Genomic DNA, 15,850 nt, shown 5'->3' with positions numbered 1-15,850 from the left:
CGGCGCGAGCCGCGACCACGCCAATGCAACTACGACGAAACCTTCGCAATGGCTGCATTCTCGCGGTCGCGACTTGCGTCGCTCCTACAGGGGGCGTTCCGCGGTGGCTTTCGTCGTTACTCGGATGACGAGTGAGGACAAGCGGCAATCCAAAGCTTCCGTCCGCAAGCGGCCGGGTCACTTTCTTTGTCTTGCCAAAGAAAGTAACCAAAGAAAGGCGCTTTCCTTGTTTTCGGATCAAGAGCCACTATGGTTCGGTGCTTTCGCGGGGATGCGCCACACAGGCCATCCATGGCCTGGGTGGCGCACGGCGCGCGTCCTGCGCGCCGCCCTTCGGGTCTACGATTGCCTGTGGCGAGTTCGGGGCGGCGGGGGGAGCGAAGGGCAAGAGCAGGTGCAGGTGCAGGTGCAGGTGCAAGAGCGACAGCCGCTCGACCCGGGCCTGCGCCTCCCGTCGCCACCAACAGGACTTCCAGCCCAGGCCCATACGCCCCACGGCGGGTTAGCCTGCCGGTCTTGTCCGTCCCAGGTAACCGCTCCATGCCCAGCCATCGCCTGCTCGCCCTCGCCCTCGCCAGCGCGCTAGCCGCGCCGGCCTTCGCCCAGACGCCGCCGGCGCCCCTGGAACGCAAGGGCCAGGACGCCGACAAACCGGCCGCCCAGCTCGAGCAGGACGCGCTCAAGCCCGCCGGCACCGACCCGGCGCGCGCGCCGGCGGCCAGCGCCAAGGGCGCGGCCAAGGCCGCCGACAAGGACGAGAAGAAGTGGGACGTCAACGCCGCCCACGGCCCGACCAAGGCCATCGCCTTCGACACCGACGAAGGCACCTGGATGGACCTGGACGTGTCCCCGGACGGCCGCGAGATCGCGTTCTCGCTGCTCGGCGACATCTACCTGCTGCCGATCGGCGGCGGCCAGGCGCGCCGCATCAGCAACGGCCCGGCCTGGGACGTGCAGCCGCGGTTCTCGCCCGACGGCCGCCAGATCGCCTTCACCTCCGACCGCGGCGGCGGCAACAACCTGTGGCGGATGAACCGCGACGGCGGCAATCCGGTGGCGGTGACCAAGGAAGACTTCCGCCTGCTCAACAACCCGGCCTGGACGCCCGACGGCCAGTACCTGATCGGCCGCAAGCACTTCACCGGCGAGCGCTCGCTCGGCGCCGGCGAGCTGTGGATCTACCACGCCGCCGCGGGCGGCGGCGGCCTGCAGCTGACCAAGCAGAAGAACGACCAGCAGGATCTCGGCGAACCGGCGGTGTCGCCGGACGGGCGCTACGTCTACTACTCCGAAGACGTCACCGGCGGGCCTACTTTCCAGTACAACAAGAACCCGCACGACACCATCTACGCGATCAAGCGCCTGGATCGCCAGACCGGCAAAACAGCCACGGTGATCGACACCGGCGGCGGCGCGGTACGGCCGCAGCCCTCGCCCGACGGCAAGTCGCTGGCCTTCGTCAAGCGCATCCGCGAGAAGTCGGTGCTGCACGTGCTCGACCTGGCCAGCGGCGAAGCCCGGCCGGTGTGGGACGGGCTCTCGCACGACATGCAGGAAGCCTGGGCGATCTTCGGCCCCTACGCGAACTTCGCCTGGACCCCTGATTCCAAGTCGGTGGTGATCTGGGCGCAGGGCAAGCTGTGGCGGGTGGACATGGCCAGCGGCAAGCCGGCCCCGATCGCGTTCAACGCGCACATCGAACAAACCGTGGCGCAGGCGCTGCGCTTCGAACAGAAGCTCGACGCCGGCCGCTTCGACCCGAAGATGATCCGCGACGTCGCCACCAGCGCCGACGGCAAGACCCTGATCTTCCACGCGGTCGGCCAGCTGTGGCGCAAGCGCCTGCCCGACGGCAAGCCCGAACGACTGACCGGCAACGACAATCTCTACGAATACCAGCCCAGCTTCAGCGCCGACGGCTCCAAGCTGCTCTACACCACGTGGTCGGACGCCGCGCTCAGCGCGATCTACGTCACCGGCGCGAACGGCGGCGGCGGCAAGCGCCTGACCCAGGACAAGGGCTTCTACTACGGCCCGCGCTTCTCGCCCGACGGGCGCCGCATCGTCTACGCCAAGACCGGCGGCGGCGGCCTCACCGGCAGCCTGTGGTCGGTCGACCGCGGCATCTACGTGATGGGCGCCGACGGCGGCAAGCCGGTGCGCGTGGCCGCCAGCGGCGAGTCGCCGCAGTTCAGCGCCGACGGCACGCGCGTGTACTACCTCACCGGCGGCGGCCTGAAGAAGAAGCTGATGTCGGTCGGCTTGAACGGCGAGGACGAACGCGAAGTCTTCAACCTCAAGTACGTCGATTCGATCAGCATCAGCCCCGATGGCAAGTGGGTCGCGTTCACCGAACTGTTCAACGCCTATGTCGCGCCGATGATGACCGGCACCGGTTCGGTCGAACTGAGCAAGGACAGCAAGGCCTTGCCGGTGGCGCCGGTCAGCGCCGATGTCGGCAGCTATCTGCATTGGTCGGCCGATTCCAGATCGCTGCACTGGATGGTCGGCAACCAGTACCACTCGCGCGCGCTCAACCAGGCCTTCGCGTTCCTGCCGGGCGCGCCGGCCAGCATCGCCAAGCCCTCGGCCGACGAGCGCGGCGTCGCGGTCGGGCTGGAGGTTCCGGTGTACGCGCCCAAGGACACCGTCGCCTTCACCCACGCGCGCGTGGTGACCATGCGCAACGCCGACAACGGCCAGGAAGTGATCGAAGACGGCACCGTGGTGGTACGCGGCGATGAAATCGTCGCGGTCGGCCCGAGCGCGCAGGTGACGGTGCCGGCCGGCGCGCGCAGCATCGACGCCAGCGGCAAGACCATCCTGCCGGGCTACATCGACGTGCACGCCCACGCCGCCCACTTCGGCCAGGGCGTGGTACCGCAGCAGAACTGGGCCTATTACACCAACCTCGCCTTCGGCATCACCACCATGCACGACCCCTCGGCCACCACCGAGTTCGTGTTCTCCGAATCCGAACTGGTCAAGGCCGGCAAGATGGTCGGCCCGCGCGTGTTCTCGACCGGCACGATCCTGTACGGCGCCGACGGCGACTTCAAGGCGGTGGTCAATTCGCTCGACGACGCGCGCGGCCACCTGCGCCGGATGAAGGCCAACGGCGCGTTCTCGGTCAAGAGCTACAACCAGCCGCGACGCGAGCAGCACCAGCAGATCAACCAGGCCGCGCGCGAACTCGGCATGCTGGTGGTCGAGGAAGGCGGCTCGACCTTCAACCACAACCTGCCGATGATCCTCGACGGCGCCACCGGCATCGAGCACAACATCCCGGTCGCTCCGCTGTACAAGGACGTGGTCGAGCTGTGGCGGCAGACCGACGTACGCAACACGCCGACCCTGGTAGTGAGCTACGGCGGGTTGTCCGGCGAGTACTGGTGGTACGCGCGCGACAACGTCTGGGAAGACAAGAAGCTCAACCGCTTCTTCCCGCGCGAAACGCTGGACGCGCGCTCGATCCGCCGCGAAACCGCGCCGGACTGGGATTACTGGCACGTGCAGGTGGCCAAGTCGGTCAAGAAGCTGCGCGACGCCGGGATCAAGATCCAGGTCGGCGGCCACGGCCAGTTGCAGGGCCTGTCGGCGAACTGGGAAATCTGGATGCTGACCCAAGGCGGCATGAGCAACTTCGAAGCGCTGCGCGCGGCGACCATCGACGGCGCCGATTACCTGGGCCTGTCGAAGTCGCTGGGTTCGCTGGAAACCGGCAAGAAGGCCGACCTGGTGGTGCTCAACAGCAATCCGCTGGAGAACATCCGCGCCACCATCGACACCCGCTACGTGATGGTCGACGGGCGTTTGTTCGATATCGACGCGGACATGGCCGAGATCGGCAACAAGGCGGAGAAGGCGCCGTTCTTCTACTGGCAGCGCCACCGCGACGGCCGCACCTTCGGCGCCGAATACGGCCCGACCTCGGTCTGCCATTGCCCGAAGGGCCACGGCCCGCATGCGGCGCACGACGAGGACGAGTAAGCCCCGTCGCGACGAAGAACCACGACGGCCCCGCCACGCGCGGGGCCGTTTCTTTATCGGCGGCCGAAGCCGTGGCCGGCGCCGCCTTGCTGGCCGGCAGCATCGTCCGTCCACGCCGACATTGCGCTGCCACGACGACTGCGACCGAGCGGAAACGGGCAGACACCGTCGCGCCCCGCGACCGGCGGGCAACACTCAGCGCCTGGATGAGAAAGCTTTCTCGGCGATGGCCTGGCGCGACTGCGGTCCGGCTCAGACCTTAGACCTTCGGGCCACGGCCGGGATCGTCCTGTCCGCGCTGCGCCGCGTCCTGCGCCAGTTGCTGATCGCGGCGCTGATTGAACGCCTGCGTGTCGCGCGCCGTCTCGTGCAGCGCCGGCGCCGGCCGGTCCAACTCGACGCCGGTGTGGAAGCCGGGCGTGGTGCGATCCAGCCAGAGCGTGTCGCCGGCCACGGCGACCAGCTTGATCTCGTCCGCGGTCTGTACGCCGTTGCGCTTGGCCGCCAGCAGCAACGCCGCGACGTGTTCGTCCGACACGCCGGCCGGCGCGCCCGCGCGAATCTTGGCGTACATCGCCTGGTCTTCGGCCGACAGGCGCGGCCGGTCCTGCTCCGCGGCCGCTCGACTTGAAGGGGCGGCATCGGTCGCAGACGGCTCGGGCGCGATGGGCTGCGATGTCTCCGACGCCGCGCTTCGCGCCGCCGCCGCGACGGGGCGCTCGGGCGCTTGCCCAGGTGCGCGATCGAACGCGGGCGCCTCGGCATCCAACGCTTGCGGCGCATGGCCGTACGCTCGCGGCGGCGCGGACTCCACGGGCGGCACTGGCGCCGCATTCACGGCGATCGTCGATACGGCGGCCGGCGCAGGCTCCGCCGGCGCAGCGGCCGCATCCTGGCCCGCCGCCTTCTGCGATTCGATCCGCGCATGCTGCGCGGCCGACATCGCCTGCTGGGTCGCGGAGTCGGCGACGCCGGTGTCGGCAAGGCCGCGGTCGCGCTGAAACTGGCGCACGGCCTGTTCGGTGGCGGTATCGTAACGGCCGTCCTGCGGCAGGGGCCGGCCGTCGGCGTCGCGATAGCCGATGCGGTGCAGGCGGTACTGCAGCAGCTCGACTTCCTGCCCGCGATCGCCGGCGCGCAGCCTGTCGTCGTCCGGCGCCGAGACGGCCTCGGGCTGGGCGACCGGCGCTGTCGGCGCATCGGGTACGGGCACGGGCCGTGCGGGCGCGTCCGTCTCCGAGGGCTTGGTGGTCATGATGTCGGAGCGCGCTGGCTCGTCCGGTGAAGCGGGCAGCTCGCGCGTCGCTTCCTGCGCCTTCTGTGCCGGCGCTACGGCTTCGGCGACCGTCGTCGACGGTGGAAGCGGCGTGTTCATGGATGCCGCGGCGGCGACGGCTGCCGGCTGCGGCGGTGCGGGCGTAGGTGCAGGCGCTGGAGGAGGCGCATCGACGGTCTTCGCTGTCGGACCAGACTCGGGCCGAGCCACTGCGCGCACGGCTTCAGCCTCGCGCACGGGCGCCGCGCCTTCCGCGCCAACCGGCACCGCCGCTACCGCCGCCGCGACTTCCCGCATCTGATCGTTCGACGCGCCTTGCCGGTTCGCCTCGCGGATCATCTGCTCTTGCGCATCGCGCTGCTGCGGCGACAACGCGGCTATGCGCAATTCCGGCGCGTCTGGCGTCGGACTATCCGCAGCCGGCGCGCGCGGCGCCGGCGAGTCCATGCCGCGCAGGTCGAGCAACGCCAGTTCGATCTCCTGCGCGCTGGTGACCGCGGCGATGTGCACGCCCTTCGCATCCCGGGCGAGATGAACGATCGGGCTGTGGGTGTCGTAGCCGTTTTTGTCGTTGCGCCACAGGTACAAGGAACTCAGGCTCGGGTCGACGCCCTGCGCCTCGCGCGTGCGCCGGACCGCTTCCAGCGCGGCCTCGAACCGTTCCGGATGGGGCGCGACGCCGACGGCCTCATACGCCGAGCGCAGATTGATCCGGTCCAGCTCGTCGCGCGTGGGCGGCGTCCAAACCGGCATCGCCGCCAGTTGCTCGGCATGCTGGGCCAGCGCCGGCCGCAGCTGCTCGCGCATGCCGTCGAGCTCGCGAGCGATGTTGCCGCGCGCCACGTCCCCGCTGTCGGTCCGCCACTGCCCTGCATCGTCGCGTCGATACGTCTTTTCGTCGGAGGCGCTAAGCCGGTCGCCGTCGAGTGCGGCCGCGACGGCGCTGGGTTCCTGCCCGAAGGCATGCCACCCGCAAGCTTTGTAAGCGAGCTGGTAGCGCGCGGCGATGGGCGCGGGACCGGCCGCGATGTTCGCCTGGACGACTTGCCCGGCTTCGCGTTCCAGCTCCGCGGCGCGCTCGGGCGAAGCGATATCGGTACGTGTCAGCGGATGGCCGCGGTCGGTGCGGGCGACGATGGTTTCGCGCTGCCAGTCGCCGGTGTCCGCGTTGCGCTTCCAGTTCGCGTCGCCGAGGCTTTGGGAATCCTTGTCGTTGGCCGGAAGATCGTAAGGATCGCGCGGCCGTTCGGCCCTGCCGAACGCGAGTTCGGTCGCGGCGCTGCTCGCCTTGAAATTGAGTTCGCGCGCCTTGTCGGGCAACGCGGAAAACGACTGCGTCGTCGGCGCGTCGACGCCATCGTCGTTCAGATCGGCCTGCTCCTGGCACAGCCATTGCCGGCCGTCGAACTCCCAGTCGACGCCTTGCTGATCCTTGTGCTCGTAGATCTGCTTGTTGTCCCACCACGTCGCCACGTTCTCGCCGATCTGGCTGCCCGCCACCGCCCCGACCGCCACGAATCCGATCACGGCAGGGCCGCTGCCCCAACCCACCGCGAAGCCGGTGACCGCGCCGCCGACCCAGCCGCCAGCGCCGCGAGCGGCGTAGTGGGTCAGGGCGGATTGCGCGGCGAGGGGGTTGTCCTGCGCCAACAGCGTGCTAACGCGTTGTCCGGTTTCGCTCGCATCGTACGCACTGGCGGCAAGACCTAAGGTCGACGCTCCGGCCAGCGTCGCGGCGCGATGCAAGCCTGGAAGCATCGGCTCGGCCATCACCGCGCGCGCGGGCGCCGCGCCTGGCCGCACCAACTCGTCTAGGGTGGCGATGCCCTCGACCTGCGGAAGGATCCCGTCGGCGACCTTGAGCTGACGCCGTTCGTCGAGCAGCCGCAGCTGAGTCTCCGCAGCGATGTTCGGATTGTTCCGCAAGTTCTGCGGCAGGTCGCGGTGCCAATCGTGCTGCTCTTCCCAGCCTTGGCGTACACGCTGGGTAACCGCTGGGTCTTTGAGCCTCGCCACACGCTCCTGGTCCAACGCTTGCCCTGGCGCGCGGGCATCGATTCGACTGTCGTAAAGTTCTATGCCTTCGCGATTGAAGATGCGGATCGGCGCAGTGGTCCGCGCATGAACGGTATCGAGGCTATCGGGCAACTTAGAGTAGATCGCGTTGCGGGCGCCTTCGGGTACGTAACGCCCATGACCTTCCGTATCAACTTTGTCGGAAAACCTTTTATCGACTCCCAACTCGCTTTCCAGCTTGGGGGCGGCGATCGCCCGAACCTCTACTTCATAACCCCGCGCCTGCAAATCCTGGATCAGCTCTGAAGCCCATTGGCCGTTGCTCAAGGTAGTGTCGAATATCAAATTCTTCTTGGATTGCGCGGTCAGCTCAAGAAGTTCGTCAGCCCATAGACTGGCGTCGCGATGCGTCCGCCCTGACCATGAATAAGGATTCTCCGCTCTAAATCGACCGACATCGGAGTGGTAGCCGCGCAATGCGTCCGGATCGATGATGACTGCATCATGATGCAGCTCCGACGCGGCGGTCCCAGCCAAACCGCCTTTACCCGCGCCCGGCTGGCCCGCAAGTATCACAGCCCGCGGCTGCTTCAGACTGGATCGATCGGATAATCCGACATCGGGGAGAATTTCCTCGCGAAGGATGCGCTCATGCTCTCCCGGGCTCAAACTATCTTGATCGGCCATATTCATCCCTGACCGCTAAATACTCTTGAAGATCGGGCAAGAGCCCAGGCAATTGCATCCTGGCTTTGCCAAAGACAGCCCTCATGGCATTTGCGCGAGCGAGCCTCTCCGAGTCGCCATCGATTTGCGCTGCGCTTATTTCGCTGCGGGCTTCGGATATGAAAGTATCCAGTCGCCCCTCAAGCAGCCACACCGCTCGCTCGAACAAGCCAACCCCAACCGATGATGTCGCGGCCAGGTGGTTCATGACCTCTTGCAAGCGAACGATATGCTCAGGATATCCACCGAGCATTTCGCGCAGTTTCTGTGGCACCGGCGGAGGGGGAAGGGGCGGCATGACGGCATCCTTTCTTAGAAGAGCAGCAAGTCTTACGTTGCAAGATAAATGTATCTCAATGGCTCAGGCTCTACTTCTGCCTCGCGCGGAACCACTCCCTCCCCGGCGCGCTGAACACCAGCCACAACCCCACAGCGTGCGCGGCCAACTGCACTACACCGGAGGTCGCCGCAAGCGGGAAGTGCACAAGCCGATCCTGAAGGTACAGGCCGCTTCTCGGAACGACTTCCTTCTCGAAAATGGCCCTATGCTCATCCGGACTCAAGCCATCGGAATGCGGGTTCATGTGCGCCGCTCGAAATACGCATACAGATCGGGGAGCCCTCCCATATTGAACCGCGCATAGCCAAGATCGGCCAGCTTCTTGTCGGCTTGCTGTGCTGAAAGGACATGGCCGCTGCGCTCGGCGGCGCTCAGTTCGGCGCGGGCCTCATCGATCATTTTCGACAGAAGATCTTCAAGCGCCGAAACCGCAAGCTCGGATGGCGGCGTTGTCTTCGACGGTTCGTTAACGGCGGAGTCGAGGGCCTCTTGAAGCCGCTCGATATGCCCTGGATAACTCTCCAGCAAATTTTGCAGCTTCTGCGGAACCGGCGGTGTAATAGGCTGCATGAGAATGTCCTTTTTTATCATGGACGAACGGCGAATCTTGCACAGCGACAGCGTGTCTTGGGGACTATTTTTCTCGCATGCGAAACCAACCACTGCCCGGCGCACTGAACACCAGCCACAACCCAATAGCGTGCACGGCCAACTGCACCACGATCGAAGTCGCTGCAAGCGGGGAGTGCATAAGCCGGGCCTGAAGGTATAGGAGCGACCACGGCAGCGAAAGGACGGTGAGCACGAGGTAGGTTACGCGCGCCCAGTTTCTTCCTATGGAAACGAACTCGATCAGGAAGGTGGTCATCACCGCCGCTATCGCCATCGCCAACACGATCGCGGCGGGCGGTCGGGCCATGGCGGAAGACACGATGAACGGTTGAATCAAACTGAGCGACAACGCCAGGTAGAACAACCCGACGGCGCAACGCACTTGCATCGGCTTTCTGCTTTTCATGCGGGTGGTCGTCCTTGAGCGTCTTACGGCCGAGAAGATGGGGCGAACGGTTCTGCCGCTTCGGTCCGCTCGTGCACGAACCTTTCGCCTTAAATCGCATTACGAATGACGCGTCAATAGGCAGCGAAAGTAGCGCATGCAAAAGTGGCGCCTGAATCCACGCGCCGAACCACAACATCGTGATAGTTTCGCCACCGCGCGACCGGGTCGGATGCGGACGGCCGCGCTGCTTTACGCACGAACCCGCCCGGACTGCGGATCGGGTTCCCGGCGTTCACGCGCACCCAATGTCGCGCTCACTAATCTGAACGCGTCCACTCACCGAGAGATGCGAATGGCCACTCGTTATTTCCTCAGCATTCCCGACGCCGACCGCGCGCGCGGCAGCGACGCCGACCTGTCCTTCACCGCGATCAGCGCCGAAGGCTTCGCCGCGCAATTGCAGGATGCGCTGCGCAGCGATGCATTGTTCGAGCGCTGGCGCGCCAAGCAACCCGATCCGGACGAAGTCGATCCCAGCCTCGGCGCGACCGACCCGAACGCGGCCGTGACCGGCGAACAACGCGATCTGCGCCAGGACCTGACCGTGGTGACCGCGCTGTCGGGCACCGTGCTCAAGCACCGGCTGCGCCTGCTGGCCGGCAACGGCTGGGAACTGCGCGACGTCACCGCGGCCTGAGCGCGCCGCGCCGGCTCGTCCGGCCGCGCGCGCCGCTGCGGCCGCGCGGCCTTATTCGACCGTTTCGAACGATTCCTCGGACAAGGCCAGCAGCGCCTGCGCCATCGCCGCGATCTCATCGCGCATGACCAGACGCTGCAGCCACGCCGGCGGGATCGCGTCCACGCCATAGAACGCACCGGCGATCTGTCCGCAGATCGCCGCGGTGGTGTCGGCGTCTTCGCCGAGGTTGGCCGCGCGCAGGATCGCGGCCTGGAACGAATCGGTGTGCAGGAAGCACCACAGCGCGGCCTCGAGCGAATCCACGCTGTAGCCGTTGCCGCGGATCTCGTCCTCGCGCTTGCCGGCGTAGGCGCGGGCGTGGATCGCCGCGACTTTTTCGCTCTGCGGCGGCGGCATCGCCGGGGTCAGCACCGCTTCCTTGCCGGCGCCCATCAGCGCCGCGCGCAACTGGCTGGCGAACAGGCGCGAGCACTCCAGCGCTTCGGCCGCGCCGTGGGTGGTGCGGGTGGATTCGGCGGCGTAGCGGCGCAGGCGCTCCGGGTCGCGCCGCCACAGCATCGGCACCGGCGCCAGCCGCATCAGCGCGCCGTTGCCGGCGCTGCGCGGGTTGGGATCGCCGGCGTAGGGGTCGCCGCTGCGCAGGTAGCGATCGAGCGCGGCGGCGACCGTGTTGCCGATATCGAAGCACTCTGCGTTGCTGCTCATGTAGCCGTGCGAACGCCAGTTGCAATAGCGGTTCATCTGGTCGCGCGGGTCGAAACCGCGGCAATGCAGCAGGCTCGCGCCCAGGCACAGCGCCATCGAGGTGTCGTCGGTCCACTCGCCCGCGCGCAGGCCGAACGGGCCGCCGCCGGTCATGTCGGTCAGCGGCGCGAAATCGCCGCGCGCCTTGAATTCCACGGTGGTGCCGACCGCATCGCCGCAGGCCAAGCCGAGCAGGCAGCCGAGGTAGCGCTGGCTCAGGTCGGGCGCGGCGCTCATGCGGCCTCCGGTTCGAGGTCTTCGTAGCACTCGGGCACGAAGCGCGGGGTGCAGATCGCGAGGAACACCAGGTCGTCGTCGCCGAGGTTGGCGATGCGTTGCGCGGCGTCGGCGGGAATGAAGAGCGCATCGCCGGCCGTCACTTCGGCAGGCGCGAGGCCCGCGACTTCGACGCGGCCGCGACCGCTCTGGATCAGGTAACGCTCGGCGGTGCCGCGCAGCCGGTGCAGGCGCGTGGTCGTGCCCGGCGCGACGCGGATGCGCGCGACCGAGGCCTGCGCGTCTTCGGCCGCGTTCCAGTGCTCGAGCACGTGGCAGCGTTCGCTGAGGTAGTACTCGCTGGGTTCGTCGCGGCGGACGATGCGCGGCTCGGCCATGGGGTGCGCGTTCGCGGGTGGCGGGACCCCGAGTCTAGCGCCGGCGCGCGACCGATCCGCGCGCCGGGTTGTTTCGCTGCGCAGTTGCGCGGGGTCAGACGCCCACGCCGTGCGGCTGCACCACGCCGGTGGCGATGCCGAGGACCACCAGCGCGATCAGCGCGATCGAGAACCCGATCCGGCGGGTGAGCGCGTTGACCGTGCGCTTGCTGGTGCCTTTGTCGACCAGCATGTAGTACAGGCCGGCGCCGAGGTTGTAGACGATCACGGCGAGGAAACCGGCGACGAACAGCAGTTTCATGGTGCGACCTTGCCCGTGCGGGCGGTGGGGGACGGAAGAATCAGGCGGCGACGCGGCGTCCGCGCAGCCAGCGCCAGCGCGCGATCAGCGCCGCGGTCATCACCGCCAGGAACAGGCCGTAGGCGACCGAGGTCGCCAGCACCTGCTTCCAGATCGCGCCGGCGTGCGGGTCGGCGTTGTGCATGCCCCAGTGCATGCCCCAGAACGCAGCGATGGCGGCCAGGACCAGGGCAGCGCTGTCGAAGACCGTGCGCGCCGCGCTGCGCGGCTGCCGCGGATAGGCCCAGAACAGCCAGCCCAGGATCGAAAACCAGGGCACGAAAAGGATCAGCGCCAGATTGAGTTCGACTTGCGGATTCATGGGTTTGGGAGCTCGCGCAGCTTTTGCTGCGGGGTCTATTGTTCGCCTACCGGCGCAGATTGCGTAGACTCAGATTCGGAAGGAAAAACCGGATCAGTCGCAGGAATTGTAGAGATTCGAAGCAGGGGATTCGCGACGGGCTGAAGCCGGAGCCGCCACGTCTTCGCCAGTCCCAGATCCCGCCCCCGACGCCCCACCCCTCCCCGATGACCCGCTATCAAGCCCTCGCCGACGACCTCGCCCGCTCGATCCGCCAAGGCCTGCTGCGGCCCGGCCAGCGCCTGCCGTCGGTGCGCCAGGCCAGCGCGGCGCGCAAGCTCAGCCCGGCCACGGTGTTCCAGGCCTATTACCTGCTCGAAGCGCAGGGGCTGGTGCAGTCGCGGCCGCGCTCGGGCTATTACGTGGCGCAGGCGGCGCAGCGGCTGCCGCCGGAGCCGGACACGGCCTCGGCGCCGCGCGGCGAATCGCGCCCGGTCGATGTCAGCGCGCTGGTGTTCGAGGTGCTGGAGTCGGCGATGGCGCGCGACATCGTGCCGCTGGGCTCGGCCTTCCTGAGCCCGGCGCTGTTCCCGCTGGCCAAGCTCGGCCGGGCGATGGCGCACGAAGCGGTGCATCTGGATCCGCGCAGCACGGTCGACGACCTGACCCCGGGCAACGCCGAGCTGCGCCGCCACATCGCGCTGCGCTACCGGGTCGGCGGGGTCGAACTGGGCGCGAACGACCTGGTGATCTGCAACGGCGCGATCGAAGCGCTGAACCTGTGCATCGCCGCGGTGACCCAACCGGGCGATGCGGTGCTGGTCGAATCGCCGTGCTTCTACGCCGCGCTGCAGACCCTGGAGCGGCGCGGCCTGCGTGCGGTCGAGGTGCCGACCCACCCGCGCGAGGGCATCGAGCTCGATGCGCTGGACGCGGCGATCCGCCGCCACGCGCCCAAGGCCTGCTGGTTGATGACCCGCTTCCAGAACCCGCTCGGCGCCAGCCTGCCGGAAGCCAAGACCCGCGAACTGGTGCAGTTGCTGGCCCGCCACGAACTACCGCTGATCGAGGACGACGTCTACGGCGAGCTGCACTTCGGCGCGCACCGGCCGCCGCCGGCCAAGGCCTTCGACACGCGCGGGCTGGTGCTGCACTGCTCGTCGTTTTCCAAGACGCTCGCGCCGGGCTACCGGATCGGCTGGGCCGCGCCGGGGCGCTACGCCCAGCAGGTCGCGCGGCTGAAACTCACCAACACCCTGGCCACCTGCGTGCCGGCGCAGCTGGCGATCGCGCGCTATCTGCAGCGCGGCGGCTACGAGCGGCACCTGCGCGGATTGCGCCAGACCCTGGCGCAGCAACAGGCCGCGTACCTGGACGCGGTGGCGCGGCACTTCCCCGCCGGCACCCGCGTCACCCGCCCGGACGGCGGCTATTTCCTGTGGCTGGAACTGCCGCCCGGCGGCGACGCGCTGGCCCTGCAGCGGCACGCCGCGCAACGCGGCATCAGCCTCGCGCCGGGGCCGATGTTCTCGGCCGAACGCGGCTACGCGCGCTGCCTGCGCCTCAACTGCGGCCACCCGCTCGATGCGCGAATCGAGACGGCGCTAGCAACCTTGGGCGCGCTTTCGGCGGCGCCACCGGCGTGAGCCGCGCGCGCACCGCATCGCTCGCCTCGTGCAACGCTTCGGCCTGACGCTTGCGGCTGAGGTTGCCGAGCGCGCGCCGGTACGACCAGTCCACCAGTTCGCGCAGATAGTCGGCCGGCAGCTGACGCACATCGACCACGGTGACCCAGTGATGCCGGCCCATGAAGCGCGCCGGCTTGATCCCGGGCATGCCGGTCAGCTCCAGGAACCGGTCGGAGCCGGCGCGGAAACTGAAACGCCAGCGCTCGGGCTCGCTGGTCTTGAAGTAGGCGAAGAATTTTCCGCCGACGCTGTAGACGAGGATGTTGGACGGCGCGCCGTGGAGTTTCTCTTCGGCGCCGGGGTAGGCGCAGCAGTGTTTCTTGAGGGCGGCGGTGTCCATGGCGGTCGTTTTGCGCGGGCGTCCGGGGTTTCGGCGTGGTTGCGTTTTCGCGGTCGCGGCTCGCGCCGCTCCTACAGGTAGCCCATGTAGGAGCGGGGCTAGCCGCGACCGCGACGCATCGGCTACGGCGCCGCTTACAGGTGGCTCGTCACCTTAGGCAGCTCGAACCAATTGTTGTGCAAGCCGTCCATGAACCGCACCGGCGCGGCGGCGAGGATCTCGTGGTCCACGTCCAGGCAGGCGATGTTGACCGAGTAATACTTGCCGCCCAGCACCTCCAGCTCGCCCTCGCCGAAGGCGTGCACGCCGCACTGCTTGCAGAAGCGGTGGTGTCCGCTGAAGGTGCCGAATTGGTAGTCGCCCATCTCCTCGACCTTGCCTTCGAGCAGGCGGAACGCGTCGGGCTTCACGATCGCGCCCCACTTGCGCAGCTTGCCGCAGATCGAGCAGTTGCAGCGCGAGGTGCCGGCGTCCAGGTCGAGGTCGACTTCGTAGCGGATCGCGCCGCAGTGGCAGCTGCCCTGGTAGGTCTGGACGGTCATGGCGAGGCGTTCTCCGGTTCGGGCGGGGCGACGGCCCCGGGTCGAAAACAGCTTACCCCGCTTTGAGGACAGGATATGTCCTCAATCGGTTTTACACTGGGCCCATGCTCAAGACCTCGACCCGCCTGCTGCGACTGCTGTCGCTGCTGCAATCGCGCCGCCACTGGACCGGGGCGGAACTGTGCGAACGCCTGGAAGTGGACGCGCGCACCGTGCGCCGCGACGTCGACCGGCTGCGCGAGCTGGGCTATCCGGTGCAAGCCTCCACCGGCGTCGGCGGCGGCTACCGGCTCGCCGCCGGCGCGACCCTGCCGCCGCTGCTGCTCGACGACGACGAGGCGGTGGCGATGGTGGTGGCGCTGCGCTGCGCCGCCAGCAGCGTGGCGCGGATCGAGGACACCGCGGTCGGCCTGCTCGGCAAGCTCGACCAGTTGCTGCCGGCGCGCCTGCGCCGGCGCGTCGGCGCGCTGTACTCGGTGACCTTGAGCCTGGGCCGCAACGACGAAAGCCCCGACGTCGACACCCTCACCGAACTGGCCGGCGCCTGCCGCGACCACCGCCTGCTGGAGCTGGAATACAGCGACCGCGGCGGCCGCGCCAGCAGCCGCACCATCGAGCCGCTGCGCCTGGTCAACAGCGGCCGGCGCTGGTACCTGCTGGCCTGGGACCGCAGCCGCGAGGACTGGCGCCTGTTCCGCGCCGACCGCATCCGCGCGATGCGCTGTGGCGGCGGTTTCGTGCCGCGCAAGTTCCCCGAGGACGTGGCCGCCTACGTGCAGCGCTCGATCAGCCAGGTCATGACCGGCGACGGCCTGCGCGTACGCCTGCGCGGCAGCGCCGAAGTGCTGGCGCCGACCTTGCCGCCGTGGTGCGGCGTGCTCGAACACATCGACGAAACCAGCAGCCTGCTGCACGTGCGCGGCGACAGCGCCGAGGAAATCCTGGCGCTGCTGGCGTTGACCGGGGTCGAGTTCGAACTGATCGACGGCCACGAGCGCCGGCAGGAACTGCGCGAGGTCGCGCAGCGGTTGCTGCGCGGGCTGGAGGCGGGACCAGCCTAGCTGTTGCCGCGGCCGTTGTTGCTTCTGCCGTTGTTGCAGCGGCAGCTTTTGTGGGAGGGACTTCAGTCCCGACGCTCTCCGATCCGCACGCGCCGCCCTTCCTGCAAGCGCTGCAGCCTCTGGCACAAAAGCGTCGGGACTGAAGTCCCTCCCACAACAAAGCGGCGGAACC

At 68.1% G+C, this 15,850-nt stretch carries 14 protein-coding genes; 4 read left to right on the top strand and 10 right to left on the bottom strand.

Annotation, left to right across the window (positions count from 1 at the left end):
• Positions 1-540: 540 nt before the first annotated feature.
• Positions 541-3,990: an amidohydrolase family protein gene (locus BLU84_RS23235; protein ID WP_083383052.1), complete on the top strand. Its 3,450-nt coding sequence runs from the start codon at positions 541-543 to the stop codon at positions 3,988-3,990.
• A 259-nt stretch (positions 3,991-4,249) separates the two neighbouring features.
• Here BLU84_RS23235 and BLU84_RS26830 read toward each other — a convergent pair whose 3' ends face one another.
• The 4 genes from BLU84_RS26830 to BLU84_RS23215 form a co-directional block, all read right to left on the bottom strand.
• On the bottom strand, positions 4,250-7,969 hold the full coding sequence (locus tag BLU84_RS26830) for a zeta toxin family protein (protein WP_074872700.1): 3,720 nt from the start codon (positions 7,967-7,969) through the stop codon (positions 4,250-4,252).
• Positions 7,953-8,306, bottom strand: a complete 354-nt coding sequence (locus tag BLU84_RS26825) for a hypothetical protein (protein ID WP_139175207.1) — start codon at positions 8,304-8,306, stop codon at positions 7,953-7,955. Before BLU84_RS26825 ends, BLU84_RS26830 begins: the two co-directional genes overlap by 17 nt.
• Positions 8,307-8,588: 282 nt before the next feature.
• The gene (locus BLU84_RS23220) at positions 8,589-8,918 is read right to left on the bottom strand and encodes a hypothetical protein (RefSeq protein WP_139175206.1); all 330 of its coding nucleotides are present in this window, start codon (positions 8,916-8,918) and stop codon (positions 8,589-8,591) included.
• A 64-nt stretch (positions 8,919-8,982) separates the two neighbouring features.
• Positions 8,983-9,366 carry a hypothetical protein gene (locus tag BLU84_RS23215; RefSeq protein WP_139175205.1) on the bottom strand — a complete coding sequence of 128 codons (384 nt, stop codon included), beginning with the start codon at positions 9,364-9,366 and terminating at the stop codon, positions 8,983-8,985.
• A gap of 334 nt (positions 9,367-9,700) precedes the next feature.
• On the opposite strand from BLU84_RS23215, the gene BLU84_RS23210 reads away from it, so the two are divergent.
• Positions 9,701-10,045, top strand: coding sequence for a hypothetical protein (locus BLU84_RS23210; protein ID WP_074872691.1), 345 nt, complete (start codon positions 9,701-9,703; stop codon positions 10,043-10,045).
• Positions 10,046-10,096: 51 nt separating this feature from the next.
• On the opposite strand, the gene BLU84_RS23205 is transcribed toward BLU84_RS23210, so the two are convergent.
• The 4 genes from BLU84_RS23205 to BLU84_RS23190 all read right to left on the bottom strand — a co-directional run bounded on the left by BLU84_RS23205 (position 10,097) and on the right by BLU84_RS23190 (position 12,068).
• On the bottom strand, positions 10,097-11,029 hold the full coding sequence (locus tag BLU84_RS23205) for an ADP-ribosylglycohydrolase family protein (RefSeq protein WP_074872688.1): 933 nt from the start codon (positions 11,027-11,029) through the stop codon (positions 10,097-10,099).
• Complete coding sequence (locus BLU84_RS23200) at positions 11,026-11,406, bottom strand: cupin domain-containing protein (protein ID WP_074872685.1); 381 nt, start codon at positions 11,404-11,406, stop codon at positions 11,026-11,028. The genes BLU84_RS23205 and BLU84_RS23200 overlap by 4 nt, the downstream gene beginning before the upstream one ends.
• 94 nt (positions 11,407-11,500) lie before the next feature.
• Complete coding sequence (locus tag BLU84_RS23195) at positions 11,501-11,707, bottom strand: twin transmembrane helix small protein (RefSeq protein WP_074872682.1); 207 nt, start codon at positions 11,705-11,707, stop codon at positions 11,501-11,503.
• 40 nt (positions 11,708-11,747) lie between these two features.
• Positions 11,748-12,068 carry a hypothetical protein gene (locus BLU84_RS23190; RefSeq protein WP_074872679.1) on the bottom strand — a complete coding sequence of 107 codons (321 nt, stop codon included), beginning with the start codon at positions 12,066-12,068 and terminating at the stop codon, positions 11,748-11,750.
• Between the two features lie 206 nt (positions 12,069-12,274).
• Between BLU84_RS23190 and BLU84_RS23185 the strand changes: the two genes are divergently transcribed.
• Positions 12,275-13,693, top strand: coding sequence for an aminotransferase-like domain-containing protein (locus tag BLU84_RS23185; protein ID WP_074872676.1), 1,419 nt, complete (start codon positions 12,275-12,277; stop codon positions 13,691-13,693).
• Here BLU84_RS23185 and BLU84_RS23180 read toward each other — a convergent pair.
• On the bottom strand, positions 13,611-14,075 hold the full coding sequence (locus tag BLU84_RS23180) for an MmcQ/YjbR family DNA-binding protein (RefSeq protein ID WP_074872674.1): 465 nt from the start codon (positions 14,073-14,075) through the stop codon (positions 13,611-13,613). The genes BLU84_RS23185 and BLU84_RS23180 overlap by 83 nt on opposite strands.
• Positions 14,076-14,209: 134 nt before the next feature.
• Positions 14,210-14,617 carry a GFA family protein gene (locus tag BLU84_RS23175; protein WP_074872671.1) on the bottom strand — a complete coding sequence of 136 codons (408 nt, stop codon included), beginning with the start codon at positions 14,615-14,617 and terminating at the stop codon, positions 14,210-14,212.
• A gap of 104 nt (positions 14,618-14,721) precedes the next feature.
• Between BLU84_RS23175 and BLU84_RS23170 the strand changes: the two genes are divergently transcribed.
• Positions 14,722-15,678, top strand: a complete 957-nt coding sequence (locus tag BLU84_RS23170; protein ID WP_074872668.1) for a helix-turn-helix transcriptional regulator — start codon at positions 14,722-14,724, stop codon at positions 15,676-15,678.
• Positions 15,679-15,850 lie beyond the last annotated feature (172 nt).

The sequence above is a fragment of the Lysobacter enzymogenes genome, assembly GCF_900106525.1.
Classification (GTDB): Bacteria; Pseudomonadota; Gammaproteobacteria; order Xanthomonadales; family Xanthomonadaceae; genus Lysobacter; species Lysobacter enzymogenes.
This window is presented reverse-complemented; position numbering and strand designations above follow the sequence as displayed.

What these genes read in the sequence shown, in the direction of transcription:
- BLU84_RS23235 (WP_083383052.1), top strand. Translation starts at nt 541, where the DNA reads ATGCCCAGCCATCGCCTGCTCGCCCTCGCCCTCGCCAGCGCGCTAGCC.
- BLU84_RS26830 (WP_074872700.1), bottom strand. Translation starts at nt 7,969, where the DNA reads ATGGCCGATCAAGATAGTTTGAGCCCGGGAGAGCATGAGCGCATCCTT.
- BLU84_RS26825 (WP_139175207.1), bottom strand. Translation starts at nt 8,306, where the DNA reads ATGCCGCCCCTTCCCCCTCCGCCGGTGCCACAGAAACTGCGCGAAATG.
- BLU84_RS23220 (WP_139175206.1), bottom strand. Translation starts at nt 8,918, where the DNA reads ATGCAGCCTATTACACCGCCGGTTCCGCAGAAGCTGCAAAATTTGCTG.
- BLU84_RS23215 (WP_139175205.1), bottom strand. Translation starts at nt 9,366, where the DNA reads ATGAAAAGCAGAAAGCCGATGCAAGTGCGTTGCGCCGTCGGGTTGTTC.
- BLU84_RS23210 (WP_074872691.1), top strand. Translation starts at nt 9,701, where the DNA reads ATGGCCACTCGTTATTTCCTCAGCATTCCCGACGCCGACCGCGCGCGC.
- BLU84_RS23205 (WP_074872688.1), bottom strand. Translation starts at nt 11,029, where the DNA reads ATGAGCGCCGCGCCCGACCTGAGCCAGCGCTACCTCGGCTGCCTGCTC.
- BLU84_RS23200 (WP_074872685.1), bottom strand. Translation starts at nt 11,406, where the DNA reads ATGGCCGAGCCGCGCATCGTCCGCCGCGACGAACCCAGCGAGTACTAC.
- BLU84_RS23195 (WP_074872682.1), bottom strand. Translation starts at nt 11,707, where the DNA reads ATGAAACTGCTGTTCGTCGCCGGTTTCCTCGCCGTGATCGTCTACAAC.
- BLU84_RS23190 (WP_074872679.1), bottom strand. Translation starts at nt 12,068, where the DNA reads ATGAATCCGCAAGTCGAACTCAATCTGGCGCTGATCCTTTTCGTGCCC.
- BLU84_RS23185 (WP_074872676.1), top strand. Translation starts at nt 12,275, where the DNA reads ATGACCCGCTATCAAGCCCTCGCCGACGACCTCGCCCGCTCGATCCGC.
- BLU84_RS23180 (WP_074872674.1), bottom strand. Translation starts at nt 14,075, where the DNA reads ATGGACACCGCCGCCCTCAAGAAACACTGCTGCGCCTACCCCGGCGCC.
- BLU84_RS23175 (WP_074872671.1), bottom strand. Translation starts at nt 14,617, where the DNA reads ATGACCGTCCAGACCTACCAGGGCAGCTGCCACTGCGGCGCGATCCGC.
- BLU84_RS23170 (WP_074872668.1), top strand. Translation starts at nt 14,722, where the DNA reads ATGCTCAAGACCTCGACCCGCCTGCTGCGACTGCTGTCGCTGCTGCAA.